At 64.8% G+C, this 14371-nt stretch carries 9 protein-coding genes and 1 tRNA gene; 3 read left to right on the top strand and 7 right to left on the bottom strand.

The annotated features are described in order from the left end of the window. Window positions 1–503 precede the first annotated feature (503 nt). Window positions 504–8372, top strand: coding sequence for a Hint domain-containing protein (locus tag ACU0B3_RS10855; protein ID WP_446260874.1), 7869 nt, complete (start codon window positions 504–506; stop codon window positions 8370–8372). A gap of 164 nt (window positions 8373–8536) precedes the next feature. Here the strand turns inward: ACU0B3_RS10855 and ACU0B3_RS10850 are convergent. The 7 genes from ACU0B3_RS10850 to ACU0B3_RS10820 all read right to left on the bottom strand — a co-directional run bounded on the left by ACU0B3_RS10850 (window position 8537) and on the right by ACU0B3_RS10820 (window position 13025). Beyond that, window positions 8537–8613: transfer RNA gene (locus ACU0B3_RS10850), tRNA-Pro, on the bottom strand. Window positions 8614–8705: 92 nt separating this feature from the next. After that, window positions 8706–9542 carry a MerR family transcriptional regulator gene (locus tag ACU0B3_RS10845; protein WP_446260873.1) on the bottom strand — a complete coding sequence of 279 codons (837 nt, stop codon included), beginning with the start codon at window positions 9540–9542 and terminating at the stop codon, window positions 8706–8708. 4 nt (window positions 9543–9546) lie between these two features. After that, a complete protein-coding gene (gene ihfA, locus ACU0B3_RS10840; RefSeq protein ID WP_446260872.1) occupies window positions 9547–9849 on the bottom strand; it encodes an integration host factor subunit alpha in 303 nt (100 codons plus the stop codon). Between the two features lie 124 nt (window positions 9850–9973). Then, window positions 9974–10945: a beta-ketoacyl-ACP synthase III gene (locus ACU0B3_RS10835; protein WP_446260871.1), complete on the bottom strand. Its 972-nt coding sequence runs from the start codon at window positions 10943–10945 to the stop codon at window positions 9974–9976. Further along, window positions 10942–12051 carry a phosphate acyltransferase PlsX gene (plsX, locus tag ACU0B3_RS10830; protein WP_446260870.1) on the bottom strand — a complete coding sequence of 370 codons (1110 nt, stop codon included), beginning with the start codon at window positions 12049–12051 and terminating at the stop codon, window positions 10942–10944. Before plsX ends, ACU0B3_RS10835 begins: the two co-directional genes overlap by 4 nt. Before the next feature lie 25 nt (window positions 12052–12076). Beyond that, complete coding sequence (rpmF, locus tag ACU0B3_RS10825) at window positions 12077–12283, bottom strand: 50S ribosomal protein L32 (protein ID WP_446260869.1); 207 nt, start codon at window positions 12281–12283, stop codon at window positions 12077–12079. A gap of 184 nt (window positions 12284–12467) precedes the next feature. Continuing rightward, the gene (locus ACU0B3_RS10820; protein WP_446260868.1) at window positions 12468–13025 is read right to left on the bottom strand and encodes a YceD family protein; all 558 of its coding nucleotides are present in this window, start codon (window positions 13023–13025) and stop codon (window positions 12468–12470) included. An 84-nt stretch (window positions 13026–13109) separates the two neighbouring features. On the opposite strand from ACU0B3_RS10820, the gene ACU0B3_RS10815 reads away from it, so the two are divergent. Together ACU0B3_RS10815 and ACU0B3_RS10810 are read left to right on the top strand one after the other, a co-directional pair. Beyond that, window positions 13110–13571 (top strand): outer membrane protein assembly factor BamE, encoded by a 462-nt coding sequence (locus ACU0B3_RS10815; RefSeq protein WP_446260867.1) that lies wholly within the window; start codon window positions 13110–13112, stop codon window positions 13569–13571. Window positions 13572–13593: 22 nt separating this feature from the next. Continuing rightward, window positions 13594–14346 carry a GNAT family N-acetyltransferase gene (locus ACU0B3_RS10810; RefSeq protein ID WP_446260866.1) on the top strand — a complete coding sequence of 251 codons (753 nt, stop codon included), beginning with the start codon at window positions 13594–13596 and terminating at the stop codon, window positions 14344–14346. Window positions 14347–14371 lie beyond the last annotated feature (25 nt).

Raw genomic sequence — 14371 nt, 5'->3', positions numbered from 1 at the left:
TAATTTTGTGCCGGAATGCGCATGTCATCGCCATATGTAGCCAAGCGGCTGTCCAGTCCGGCGCTAGCCGGAACCAAGAAATGTCATTCAGTAACAGATATTTACGGCTCTGTGCCTTTGCTTTGGATGGTACATCGGGCTCATGCAAGCTTTGCCTAAATTGCACGGCACTTTCCTGCGTCCTTTCACCAAAATGTCCAGATCGGCCCCAATGAAGGCCGGGATTGGCAGGCATAACCACCCTCGTGTCCATCCGTTCAAGCGGCGCCAACTGGTGCCTGGTGCGTGGGACTGCGCTCTCGGGCGGACACGTGTGAAAGGAACGAGACATGTGCTTGCAGCGCAAAACACAGGCAAAGCTACAGACCGGACGGGCGTCGGCCCTCTTCGGTGAGGCGCGTGTCTTATTGACCCAGACCTGGGGAGCGGAGGGTGCGCCGGGCGCGCTAGAACCCGCAACCCGGCCGACGCTCCCTCAGATCAATCTGTAAAGGTTCACCAAAATGACCGACTTTTCGAGCAAGTTTATCACCCTTTCCGACGGCGCCAGCATCGCGGTCGGATCGCAGCTTAACTACAACGGGTTCTCCGACCCGTCGGGCGGTCTTTGGACGGACCAGCACACAGCTGATACGCTGGACCCCTCTGGTACGATCACGCTCAACACGAGCATCCTGCACAACGGCAACCGTGTCGATCCGGAGCAGATTTCCGACCTGCTCGTGGACGTTGTCTATGACAACGGCAACTCGTCCGTCACGGGAATCCCCGCCCTCGTCATCGACGTACGCGACCATACAACCAACGAGACTTTCCAACTCCTGATCTTCCAGGACACGCAAGCCACCTACGGCAACGTGTCTCAGGTCACGATTGCAGCAGACAACGGCGATCTGAACCAGACGCAAGCCGTGAACTGGGCCGACACCGGCGTCGGGACCAACTCGAACACGAGCGACTATGTCGTCTCGGGCACGGATGATGACAACGTCATCAGCGCCGAGAACAACTACGCCGACGGCGAAGGCGACAAGATTGACAACAACGACCACTCCGACGGGTCGAACGACGACAGCGTCCACGGTGGCGGCGGCAACGACAACATCAGCTCCGGCTTTGGGAACGACACCGTCGACGGCGGCATCGGCAACGACACGATCGTCGGCGGGTCGGGCGATGACAGCCTCATGGGCGGTGACGGCGACGACTCCATCGGCGGCGACACCGGCAACGACACGCTGATCGGTGGCGCTGGCGCGGACACCCTCAACGGCGGCGCCGGCGACGACCACATCTACGGCGGCAGCGGCGATGTCGTGGACGGCAACCTCGGCTTTGCCACAGACCCCAACGACACCGACCAGGACACGCTCTACGTCGACAACGTCGACAACATCACGATCACCGGCGCCGACAGCAACGGCAACGGCTACAACGGTGTCGTGACCTTCCTCGACCAGACAGAACTGGCTTTCTCCGAAATCGAGAACTTCATGGTCGATGGCCAGGCCTGGAACCCACCGGGTGGCGGTGGCGAAGGCGGCGGCTCCGGCGGCGAAAGCGGTGGCACCACGGTCGTCTACGACCTGATCCAGATGAACGGCACCCCGACCACGGGCGCAACGTTCACCAAGGCAAACGGCGACCTGATCGAGGTCGACGAGCCGATCACCTTCACCAACCAGACGGCTGGTGAGATGAACATCGGCGACACCGCGGTTATCGATGGCGTCACATTCACGGTGACCAACGTCTACGCGGCCGGGTCGACATACACCCACGATAACGGCTCCGGCACGCAGACGACCAACGACAAGTCGTTGGGTCTCAAATTGGTTGAGCAAGGCGGGACCAAAGGCAACCAGCTCGAACTGGACTACCTGATCCCGCAAGACGGCAAGACGATCGAGGACATCACCGAGATCAACTTCTTTGGCGTCGACGACTATGATGCAACCTCGACCTACAACACTGACGTCTTTGACGGGCAGGACAGCGTCACGATTGTCGGCGGCACCGAGGGTGGCGGCGGTGGCCGCGAGTTCCTGCTCTATGACGCGATCGAGATCCAGGGCGGTGTGCCGACAGCCGGCGCGACCCTGACGACTTCGGGTGGTGAGCTGGTCGAGGTCGACGAGCCGATCAAATTTACCACCACGTCGACCTCCAAGGAGCAGGCGCTCACCGGTGGCGAGACGACGACCATCGACGGCATCGAGTATACCGTAGTCGAGCTGCACCTTGGTATGAACGACGTGACGCACTCGGGCGGCACGGAGAAGGACTTCGACTTCGGCACGATCCTGCTCGAAGCCGCGGACGGCTCGCAGCTGACGTACCTTGTCCCGGCGGATGCGACCCCGATGCCCGAGATCACGTCGATCTCGATCAACACGATCGGCCCGGCAAAGTCGGTTGCCGCTGCCGGGTTCGACGACAACGACAACGTGACGCTTGATGCTGGCGGGACGGTCGTGAACGTCTACGACGCGATCCAGTTCACCGGCGGCATGCCGGCCGACAACTCGGTCATGACCACCGACAGCGGTCAGCTGGTTTCGGTCAATGACACGCTCAAATTCGAAGCTGCGAGCCCGGGCGAGCTGGCCGTGGGCGACACCGTCGAGATCGGCGGCGTCCAGTACACGGTCAACCAGCTGAATGCAGCCAAAACCAACGTCGAACACGACGATGGCGGCACCACCACGCCGGTCGAGCTCATCATCGTCTCCGTGGGAAGCCAGGCTGGCACCCTCCAGTTCATGATCCCGCCGGATGGACAGACGCTCGAGAACATCACCTCGATCACGACGCTCAGCACGGGCGCCAATGCGAAGGTGTTCAAATCGAGCCTCGTTGACGACAACGACTCGGTGACGCTGTCGACCAAGCCTGCTCCTGACTACATCGTGTCTGGCACCTCCGGTGACGACACCATCAACTCGGCGTACGACCGCGACCCAGAAGGCGATGAGGTCGACAATAACGACGCGGCCGACGGCTCGAACGACGATGTCGTCCAAGCCGGCGCCGGTGACGACTATGTCAACGCAGGCGCGGGCGACAACGCCGTCTACGGCGGCGAGGGTGACGACTACCTGTTCTCCGGGTCGGGATCGGGCGACGATTCGCTCTACGGTGAGAGCGGCGACGACCAGATCGTTGTCGACACCAGCAGCGGGTCCAACACGATCGTCGGCGGCGAGACCGGCGAGACCGCCGGCGACACGATCCTGATCAACTCGGATTCGCCAGACCCAGCCGTTGTCGACCTGACCTCCGCGGACGCCGAGGCCGGCACGATCACCGACGGCGCGAACACCACGACGTTCAGCGAGATCGAAGTCATCGAGCTCAGCCAGAAGTCGCTCCAGATCGTCAAGCTCGCGGATGGCTCGGGCATCGACGTCGTGCATGGCTTCCAGGCGCCGCGCGACAATGGCGACGGCACTTATACACCGCAAGACCAGCTCGATGTCTCGGGCATGACCGATGGCACCGGTTCGCCGGTTGACACCGACGACGTAACGGTGACCGACACCAACGGCGACGGCACCGGCGACGCGATCCTGACCTTCCCGAACGGCGAGTCGATCACGCTCGTGGGCGTGACCCCTGATCGCGTAGACAGCCCCGAAGAGCTCGAGGCGATGGGAATTCCGGCAGCCGCAGCGCCGCCGAGCGATTACATCGTGTCCGGCACCACCGGCAACGACAGCATCGGGCTCAGCTATACGGGCGACCCGGAAAACGACCGTGTGGACAACAACGACGCGCTGGACGGCTCGAATGACGACGTCATCAAGGCCGGTGCGGGCGACGACTATGTCTATGCCGGGCAGGGCAATGACGAGGTCTACGGCGAAGACGGGAACGACACGCTCTTCGGCATGGAAGGCAACGACAGCGTTTACGGCGGCGCCGGCAATGACAGCGTCGATGGCGAGACCGGCGATGACTTCCTCGACGGTGGCGCAGGCGACGACAGCCTTGTCGGCGACGAGGGCGCCGACACCATGAAAGGGGGCGAAGGCCACGACACCTTCTACGAAGGCCAGGAAGACGGCTCGGGTGACCAAGTCTTTGGCGAGGGTGGCAACGACACCGTCTACATGGGTGGCGGCAACGACACCATCGACGGCGGCGTTGGCAACGACAGCCTCAGCGGCGGCGACGACGACGACAGCATCCTCGGTGGTGATGGCGACGACACGCTCGAAGGCGGCGACGGCAGCGACACGCTGAAAGGCGGCGAAGGCGACGACAGCGTCCAAGGCGGCTCCGGCGAGGACCACATCTATGGTGGCAGCGGCGACACCGTCGACGGCGGCACGGACGACCTGAACGACCCGAACGCGCCGAACGACCTCGACACGCTTTATGTCGACAACGTCCAGTCGGTGAACATCACCGGCCCGGACAGCAACGGCAACGGCTACGACGGCACGGTCTCTTTCCTCGACGGAACGTCGATGTCCTTTGCGGAGATCGAAAAGTTCGTGGTGGACGGCCAACCCTGGACCCCGCCGAGCTCGGGCGACCTGGTGATCTACGACCTGATCCAGCTGTCCGGCGGCGCGCCGATCGACGGCGACAACCTGACGGTTGCCGATGGCGAACTGGTGGAGGTCGATGAACCCGTCACCTTCAACCTGCAGGACAACACGCAGGTCCAGACCGGCGACACGGCCACCATCGACGGGGTGACCTACACCGTCTCGACCGTGCAGGCGACCGAGGCGGTTTATACCCAAGCAGACGGGTCGACCCATCCGCTCAAGTCGGTCACCGTCACGCTCGACGACGCAACCGGCACCGAGCCGTCGATCACCTACGTGATCCCGTACGACTCGGCCACGGACCTGTCGCTGATCACCGAGATCGACGTCGCGCAAATTCACAGCAACTCGGCGCACCCGGTCGAGACGATCGACGACAACAACACCGTCACGCTCGGTTCGGCAACCAACACGCTGAATGTCTACGACGCGATCGAACTGGCAGGTGGCCTTCCGGCGGATGGTGCAAACCTGACGACCGCAGGCGGAGACCTTGTCGAGGTCGATGAGCCGCTGGCGTTCGAGTACACCGGCGCGCTCTTCGGCGCGGGGGCAACCGTCACGATTGACGGGGTTCTCTATACGGTCGACCAGATCCACGAGACCTACGCGAACTTCGATTACAACGAGGGTGCGTCGTCGACCAACGACACGCCCGTCCTGAGCGTCGAGATGACGGGGGACGGCGGCCAATCGCTGGTCTACATGATCCCGCTCGACGGCCACCAGTTGCCGGACATCACGGAACTGACGGTCACCGCAATTGACCCGATCCCGACCTCGGGCGGGGCTGACCCCAACCGGATCGACACCGACGACAACGTCACACTGCACTCCGGCCAGCCGCTCAACTTCATCGTCTCGGGCGATGGTTCGGGCAACCTGATCGATGGCGCTTACGACGGCGATCCCGAAGGCGACATGATCGACGCGGGTGACAACCAGGCCGGCAACGACGACGATGTCGTCGAAGCGGGTGGCGGCGACGACACCATCAACGCCGGCGCCGGCGACGACTCGATCATGGGTGAAGACGGCGACGACCTGATCGTGGTCACCGGCCAGCTCGACAACGACACCGTCGTTGGCGGCGAGGGCGGCGAGACCAACGGCGACACGCTGGATCTCTCGGCGCTGGGCGACGACATCACGGTCACGTTCTCCGGGCCCGAAACCGGCACTGTCACCGATGGCAACAACACCACGCATTTCTCCGAGATCGAGAACATCGTCCTCGGCGACGGCAACGACTCGGTCACCGGCTCGAGCGGCGATGAAAACGTCGACACGGGCGGAGGTGACGACTGGGTCGACACCGGCGCAGGCGACGACACAGTCATCGGCGGGGACGGCAACGACGACATCAATGTGGGCGAAGGCAACAACTTCGTCGACAGCAGCGATGGCAATGGCGCTCCCGACCAGGGCGATCCGACGAACCCGGTGTCCAACATCGACGCCGACCCGTCGAACGACCTCGACACGGTGACCTCCGGCTCGGGCAACGACACGATCTGGACCGGCGACGATGCAGACGTCATCTTCACCACCGGCGGCGACAACCAGCTTGACGGCGGGTGGGACGACGACACCATCACCGCAGGTGCAGGTGCCGACACGATCCAGGGCGGTGAAGGCCGCGACTTGATCAAGGCTGGCGACGGTGACGACCTGATCGGTGGCGGCAGCTCGTCGACCGGGGCGCAAAGCGTCATCGACATGCCGGACGACACCGACCCGCTGACCACCAACGACACCGACACGATCTACGCCGAAGGCGGGAACGACGTGGTGTTTGCGGGCGACGACGCGGACCTCGTCTACGGCGGGACCGGCAACGACTCGCTGCACGGCATGGCCGACGACGACAAGGTCTTTGGCGAGGAGGGCGACGACCTCATCACCGGCGGCCATGGCGCCGACAAGCTCGACGGCGGTGCAGGTGCCGACAGCATCCGCGGCGACGAGGGCAACGACAGCATCTACGGCGGCGCGGGCGAGGACACCCTCGAAGGCGGCGCGGACGATGACATCATCCTCGGCGGCATCGACGACGACCGCATCAGCGGCGGCACCGGCGACGACAAGCTCGACGGTGAGGAAGGCAACGACACCATCATGGGTGACGACGGCGAGGACACCATCTTTGGTGGTGAAAACGCCGACGACATCTCTGGCGGTGAAGGCAACGACCTCATCTACGGCGACGACGGCGACAACACCACGTCGACCGACTTCTCGCCGACCGTGGGCTGGGGCGGATTCGACGGCACGCACAGCCAGGGCGACCCGTTCACCGGCGGCTCGCAGCAATACGAATCAGTCACCGTTGACAGCTCCGTCGACAACGGCCCATTCACAAGCGGCGGCCAGACCTACGAGAGTGCGGTCCACAATGGTTCGGGCGGGGTCGACCTGATCACAGACGGCGACAACGGACCGGTCACGCAGACCATCTGCTTTGACACGCCGGCGACGTTTGTCACCTTCTCGGTGGCCGACATCGACGCCAACTTCGACGACCCGTCGACACCGGACGACGACAACGAGGACTTCTGGCAGGACTCTGTCCAGATCCTCGCCTACGACGAGGCCGGCAACGCCATCCCCGTCACGCTCAACGCCGGTGGCAACCTGACTGTCGACCCGTCGACCAATACCGCGACGGCGACCGAGGACTACCAGGCGTCGGGCGGTGAAGCCTCCAACGCGCTTGGCGTCACCATCAACGGCGCGATCTCTAAGATCGAGATAATCTACTCGAGCAACATCCCCTCGGGTGACCTGCCGCGGCACGTCGAAGTGTCCGAGATGGAGTTCGGCATCAGCCACGATGACAACATCGAGGGCGGCGCCGGCAACGACACCATCTACGGTGAAGAGGGCGGCGACTTCCTCGCTGGCGAGGACGGCACCGACGAGCTCTACGGCGGCGACGGCAACGACCTGCTCGAGGGCGGCGCGGATGCCGACACCGTGGTCGGCGGCTCGGGCAACGACACGATCGTCGGCGCAACCGACGGCGACGTACTCGACGGCTCGACCGAAGGCTCGGACGTGGACGTGCTCGACGTCTCTGGCCAGAACGTGGAAATCACCACGTTCACCCAGGACGCGGACGGCGACAGCTTCTCGGGCTCGGCGAACATTCTCGACGGGGCAGGGGGCGTCATCGGCACGTTCACCTTCTCGGAGATCGAGCAATTCGTCGGCACCTCCATCCCGTGCTTCACGCCGGGCACGCGCATCAAGACCGCGCAAGGCGAGATGCCCGTCGAAGAGGTCCAGCCTGGCACCCGCGTGCTGACCCGCGACAACGGCTACCAGACCGTCGTCTGGGCCGGACGCCGCGACATCGTCGGGTCCGAGTTGGCCGCACAGCCCGCGCTCAATCCGATCCGCATCAAGGCAGGCGCCCTTGGCGACGGCCTGCCGGAGCGGGACATGCTGGTCTCCCCGCAGCACCGCGTGCTGATCGGCGGCGCCCGCACCGAGCTGTGGTTCGGCGAGGATGAAGTGCTCGTGCCGGCCAAGTTCCTGACCGTCCTCGACGGTGTGGACGAGGTCGCGGCAGAAGAGGGTGTGAGCTACATCCACTTCATGTTCGAGGCCCACGAGGTGGTCATGTCCGACGGCTGCTGGACCGAGAGCTTCCAGCCGGGTGACCTGACGCTGGGCGCCATCGGATCGGAGGCCCGCGCCGAGATCATCGCGCTCTTCCCGGAGCTCGAGACTGGCGATGCGGCCGAGGTCTACCCGGCGGCGCGCGCAACGCTCACGGCCCACCAGGCCAAGGTGCTGCTCGCCTCCTAACGATACCCCGCGCCGCCTGAACTGGGCGGCGCGATCCAAGACCAAGACAAAGCCTCCGCATCCCGCAAGGGGCGCGGAGGTCTTTTGCGTTCAGACACGCAAAAATGGCCGCACAAGTGCAGCCAACACGTGTAGTCTGTGAAAGAAGGTAAAGTCGGATGATTTGGTCGGGCTAGCAGGACTCGAACCTGCGACCTTCCGTCCCCCAGACGGACGCGCTACCAGGCTGCGCCATAGCCCGACTAATGATTGCGGTGTACCTCAATTGGCCTCAGGAGCAAGCGCCTTTTTGCGCGCTCCGCTTCGTCCGGCACCCCAAGGCCCCAGCGACCTTCAGCCGGACGTCACGCGGCCAAGCCACGCCTCGAGTTTGCCCGCTGCGTCCCGCGCCCCATCGTGATCCTTGATCTCCGCAGACCAACTGCGGCCCAGCAGTTTTGGCCCCGCCGCAATCGATGGCACATCGAGCGCCGGCATAGCCGCTGGCGCGACGGCATCGGTCTCTTCCGGTTCTGCAGGCTCAGGGCTCTTCGGCGCGGTCAGAAAACTTGGCAAGCTTTCGGCAACAGGCGGTTCAGGCTCTGCCGGCACAGGATCTTGCGCAGGCTGCGTCAGGAAAGAGGGCAGGGCGCCTGCTGGTTCAGCCGTTGCCGGCGCAGACGCGGCAGTCTCGCTCTCCGGCTCCGAGTCCGGCGCCTCCTCCGACCTGTCCGACAGGGATTGCGTCAGGAAACCGGGAAGCTCGGGCTCGGCGGGCGCAGGATCGGCCATGGCCTCTGCCGGGGCCGGCTCAGGCTCTTTCTTGAACGGCAGGACCTTCGCCGTTTCAGTCTTCACGTCGACCGCGATGGGCGCCTCGGCGACGGGCGATGCAACCGGCGCGTCGTCCTCGAAGAGCTCGTCCTCGGTCAGACCAACCACGTGTTTGACGCCCTTTTCGCGCAGGATTTTCTGCACGCCTTTGATGGTCATCCCGTCGTCGTGCAGCAGCCGGCGAATGCCAAGCAAAAGCGCCACGTCTGCAGGCCGGTAGTACCGCCGCCCGCCCGCGCGCTTGACCGGTTTGACTTGAGTGAACTTGCTTTCCCAGAACCGCAGAACATGCGCCGGCGTGCCGAGCGTCTCGGCCACTTCGCTGATCGTGCGAAAGGCGTCGGCGGATTTGGCCACGGCGTCAGCGCTTGTTGCCGGCGGCGACGCGATCTTTCATCAGATGCGAGGGCCGGAAGGTCAGGACGCGGCGCGGGTTGATCGGCACTTCCTCACCGGTCTTGGGGTTGCGGCCGACGCGGGCGGCCTTGTCGCGGACGCTGAAGGTGCCGAACGACGAAATCTTGACCTGTTCGCCGCTGACGAGCGCACCGGACATGTGGCCCAGCACCGCCTCGACGAGGTCCGCGCTTTCGTTGCGGGAGAGCCCGACCTCGCGAAAAACCGCCTCGCTCAAGTCCATTCGCGTCAACGTTTTGCCCGACATCCTCGCACTCCCACCGGCTCGTGATGCGGCAAGTTAGGTCGGAAGGCTTTTTCGAGTCAATATCAAGGGCTTGGAAACACGTCTTGAGACGGCGCATTGCTGCGCATGCAGCAAGCCCGTGGGCTTACCAGCGCAGCACCACCGCGCCCCAGGCCAGCCCGCCCCCGATTGCCTCGGTCACGATGAGATCGCCGGGCTTGATCTGGCCATTTGCCACGCCGACCGACATGGCCAGCGGGATCGACGCGGCGGAGGTGTTGCCGTGATCCTGCACGGTCACGACGACCTTTTCCATCGGCAGCCCCATCTTTTTGGCGGTGCCCTGGATGATGCGGATGTTGGCTTGGTGCGGCACGATCCAGTCGACGTCCGACGCAGTCAGCCCGGCCTTGTCGAGTGCGGTTTCCGCTGTCGCGGCAAGCTTGGCCACGGCGTGGCGGAAGACCTGGTTCCCCTCCATCCGCAGAACGCCGGTGGTCTGAGTCGAGACGCCCCCGTCGACGTAGAGGAGGTCCTTGAAGCGTCCGTCGGAGTTGAGGTCGGTGGCGAGGATGCCGCGGTCCGCGGAGGTGCCGGCGCCGTCCTGTGCCTCGAGCAGCACCGCGCCCGCGCCGTCGCCAAAGAGCACGCAGGTCGTCCGATCGGTCCAGTCCATGATGCGCGAGAACGTCTCCGCGCCGATCACCAGCACGCGGTCCGCTTGGCCCGAGACGATGAGCGCGTTGGCGTTGCTGAGCGCGTAGACAAAGCCCGCGCAGACCGCCTGCACGTCGAAGGCAAAGCCGCGCGTCATGCCGAGTTTGGCCTGCACCATGGTTGCAGCGGACGGGAAGGTGAGGTCGGCGGTCGAGGTCGCCACCACGATGGCGTCGATGTCCTCCGCCGTCAGCCCGGCGTGGGCAAGAGCGGCGTTAGCGGCGTGAGTTGCAAGGTCGGAGGTCGTTTCGCCCTCCGCGGCAAAGTGCCGGCGCTCGATTCCCGTGCGGGCGCGAATCCATTCATCCGTCGTCTCAAGAGTGCTCTCGAAGTGGCTGTTCTCGATGACTTTTTCAGGAAGGTAGTGGCCGACCCCGCGGACCACGGCGCGTCGTGTCATGTGCTCTGCTCACCTTCGCTGCCGGGGGTTTTGTCCTGTGTGTCGATTTGCGCCGTGGCGGAGGCGACGCGGGCTGCGAGCCGCTCGTTAAAGCCGTTTTGCGCCAGCTGGTAGGCCAGCTTGATTGCGGCGGAGACCCCTGTGGCGTCGGCGCCGCCGTGTGATTTGACGACGGTGCCGTTGAGCCCGAGGAACACGCCGCCGTTCACGCGGCGGGGGTCGATGCGTTTCTTCAGGCGGCGCAGCGACGTCAGGGCCAAAAGGGAGGCGAGGCGCGACAGGGGCGAGAATTTGAACGCCTCGCGCAGGAAGTCTCCGATCAGCGACGCGGTGCCTTCGCCCGTTTTGAGCGCGATGTTGCCGGTGAAGCCGTCGGTGACGATCACGTCAACGCGGTCGCCCGGGATGTCGCTGCCTTCGGCAAAGCCGACGTAGTCGTAGTTGCTGCGCGCGGCCTCGGCGGCGATGAGCTCGTGCGCCTCTTTGAGCTCGGCGCGGCCTTTGTTCTCTTCGGTGCCGACGTTCAGAAGGCCCAGCCGCGGACGGGCGATGTCCATGCCGTTGCGCGCGTAGCTGACGCCCATCAGCGCATATTGCAAGAGGTCCGACGGATCCGCTTTCACATCCGCGCCGACGTCGAGCATGATGTTGAACCCGGCGGGATTGCGCGAGGGCCAGAGCACGGCGATGGCCGGGCGGTTCACCCCGGGCAGCTTGCGCAGGCGCAGCATCGACATGGCCATGAGCGCACCGGTGTTGCCGCAGGAGACGGCGACGGTCGCGTCGCCGGCGCGCACCGCGTCAACGGTCGACCACATCGAGGTGTCCTTGCCGGAGCGCACGACCTGGCTCGGCTTGTCGTCCATGCGCACGATGCCGGCGGCGTTGCGAATCTCTACCCGTCCGGCCAGCTGCTTGCGCCGGTCGACGAGTTGCTGCAGCTCGTCCTCGGGTCCGTGCAGGATAAAGTGCAGGTCGTCGTTGCGCGCGGCCGATTGCGCCATGCCCGCAATGACAACGGATGGGCCGGCATCGCCGCCCATCGCGTCAATCGACAAAACGGTGCGCCCGTTCACCGACTCATGCGGGTGGGGCGGCTGTGTCATGGGAGGTCACGCCCGACGCGGGCCGTTATGCCGCGTCTTCGTCCAGGTCGATCTCGTCGACCATCGCCACGACTTCGCGCTCACGGTAGTGACCGCAGGCGGGGCACACATGGTGAGGGCGTTTCATCTCGCCGCAGTTCTCGCACTCGTTCGGGTTCGCTGCGACCAGGGCGTCGTGCGCGCGGCGATTGTTGCGGCGCGATTTCGAGACTTTGTTCTGCTGGACGGCCATGTCCTAAACCTATCTTTCGAGGGGCTCGCCGCCGATGGGCTTGCCCGGTGTTCTCGCTCGCGCGCGGGGGCGCGGCGTCGGAATTACGCGTGTCCGCGGCTGTTAGGACAGAACGGGCCTGCGGGGCAAGCGCTATTTGCCGGTTGGCGGTGAAAAGGCGCTGAATCCCGCCGCGCGGACGCGCTCAGTTCTGGAGCTTGTCCTTGAGCCCGGCCAGCCCGGCAAAGGGGCGCGCGTCGGCGTCGGTCATCGCCGCCTTGCCCGGCTCGGTAAAGACAAGCTCGCCGGCCTCGGCAGCGGTGCTGCGCGGGTAGCTCGGCAGGTGGAGCGAGAGCGCCTCGTGGAGGACCGCGATCAGGTCGATCTCTTCGGGCAGGGGTTCGAGCGTGTCGTCCTCCGGCATCTCGGCCTCCTCCCCCTCGGGCAGGGTGAAACGGGACAGGTACATGCGCTCGACCGGCACATCGAGGCGCGTCGTGACCGGCTCGAGCGTGAGCACGCAGGGCTGCACTACGGTCGCGCCGAGCGTCGCGCGCAGACGGAAATCCTTGGACCCGACCGGCTCCACCGCGCCTTTGAGCGAAACCTTGCGCAGCGCGCTCAGCCGGAGCGACGCCTTGAGCGCCTCCACCGTTTCGGGCTGCGGCAGCACGGCAAACTGCGTTGGCTTGCGGTGGGCGAGGTTCGCCACGCGCAATACAAAGGCCGGATCGACCAGCGGATCGGGCAGGGAGGTCGGCATGGTCGGTGTCCTTGGCTTGATTGACAGCGCGTGCTTTAGTAAGCCGAACCTAAAGGCGGGCAGCGCCAAAACAAGAGGGCAGCGATGCCGGGCACATTCAAAGCGCTTCGCGGCGGGATAGTGGTGGCGTTGGTCCTGGCGACCGCCGCCTGCACCGCGCAGTTTCGCAACCACGGCTACATCCCTCCCGAAGACGAGTTGAGCCTGATCGTGCCGGGTCTCGACACCCGTGACACGGTGGCGGACATCGTCGGCACGCCCTCGACCGCGGGGGTGCTCAACCAATCCGGCTATTATTATGTGCGCTCGCGCGTGCGCACGTTTGCCTACCGTAAACCTGAGGTGATCGAGCGGCAGGTGCTCGCGATCAGCTTTGACGCGGCGGGCGTGGTCACGAACATCGAACGGTTCGGCCTCGAGGACGGTCAGGTTGTGCCGCTGGCGCGCCGGATCACCAAGAACAACACGGCCGACGTGAGCTTTGTCCGCAAACTGCTTGGCAACATTGGCAGATTCAACGCCGGTGATCTGCTTGGCGGCCGCTGACGGCACAGCTACAGGCGGCAGCATGACTTTGGTGCGGGGCCGGTATCGGGCCCGCGAAGCCTCCAGCGAAGACGATTTGCGCGCGGCGCAGGCACTGCGCTACCGCGTCTTTTCGCGCAGCGGCGGCATGGTGGGCAACGCTGGACAGCTCGACAGCGACACCTTTGACGACAGCTGCGTGCATGTCCTGATCGAAGATCAGGAAACCGGGCAGCTGGTGTGCTGCTACCGTCTTCTGGTGTTGCCCGCCGGTCGCGACATCGATCACAGCTACTCCGCGCAATACTATGATCTGACACGGTTATTCGCCTTTCCCGGTCCGCTGGTGGAACTTGGGCGGTTTTGCATCGACCCGAACGTGCGCAATTCCGACGTCTTGCGTGTCGCCTGGGCGGCCTTGACCCGGTTTGTGGATGCGGCAGACGTCAAGCTGCTTTTTGGCTGCACATCCTTTGCCGGGACGGAGCCTGCGCCTTATGCCGCGACCTTTGGGTTGCTGGCGGAGAGGCACCTCGCTCCGATGGTTTGGCTGCCTGGTCAAAAGTCCAAGCAAGTCGAGAGGCTTGCGCGGCATAGCTCACGTTGGGATCGCGCCTCGGCCTTGCGCGATATGCCGCCGCTCCTGCGCACGTATCTGGCGATGGGGGGCTGGGTGAGCGATCACGCGGTGGTCGATCCCTACATGAACACGCTGCACGTCTTTACCGGGGTCGAGATCGCGCGCATCCCTGAGGCACGCAAGCGAGCGCTGCGCGCGCTGGCCGAGGACGCCTAGGGGCTTGAGGTTGGCGGCGCGCGGC

Source organism: Pseudaestuariivita sp., from assembly GCF_052825805.1.
Note: the sequence above shows the minus strand (reverse complement) of the source record. Positions and strands in the feature narration are given on the sequence as shown.

Bases quoted from the DNA above. Each gene is read 5' to 3' on its own strand.
- ACU0B3_RS10855 (WP_446260874.1), top strand. From the start codon at position 504: ATGACCGACTTTTCGAGCAAGTTTATCACCCTTTCCGACGGCGCCAGC.
- ihfA (WP_446260872.1), bottom strand. From the start codon at position 9,849: ATGTCGGGCAAAACGTTGACGCGAATGGACTTGAGCGAGGCGGTTTTT.
- ACU0B3_RS10835 (WP_446260871.1), bottom strand. From the start codon at position 10,945: ATGACACGACGCGCCGTGGTCCGCGGGGTCGGCCACTACCTTCCTGAA.
- plsX (WP_446260870.1), bottom strand. From the start codon at position 12,051: ATGACACAGCCGCCCCACCCGCATGAGTCGGTGAACGGGCGCACCGTT.
- rpmF (WP_446260869.1), bottom strand. From the start codon at position 12,283: ATGGCCGTCCAGCAGAACAAAGTCTCGAAATCGCGCCGCAACAATCGC.
- ACU0B3_RS10820 (WP_446260868.1), bottom strand. From the start codon at position 13,025: ATGCCGACCTCCCTGCCCGATCCGCTGGTCGATCCGGCCTTTGTATTG.
- ACU0B3_RS10815 (WP_446260867.1), top strand. From the start codon at position 13,110: ATGCCGGGCACATTCAAAGCGCTTCGCGGCGGGATAGTGGTGGCGTTG.
- ACU0B3_RS10810 (WP_446260866.1), top strand. From the start codon at position 13,594: ATGACTTTGGTGCGGGGCCGGTATCGGGCCCGCGAAGCCTCCAGCGAA.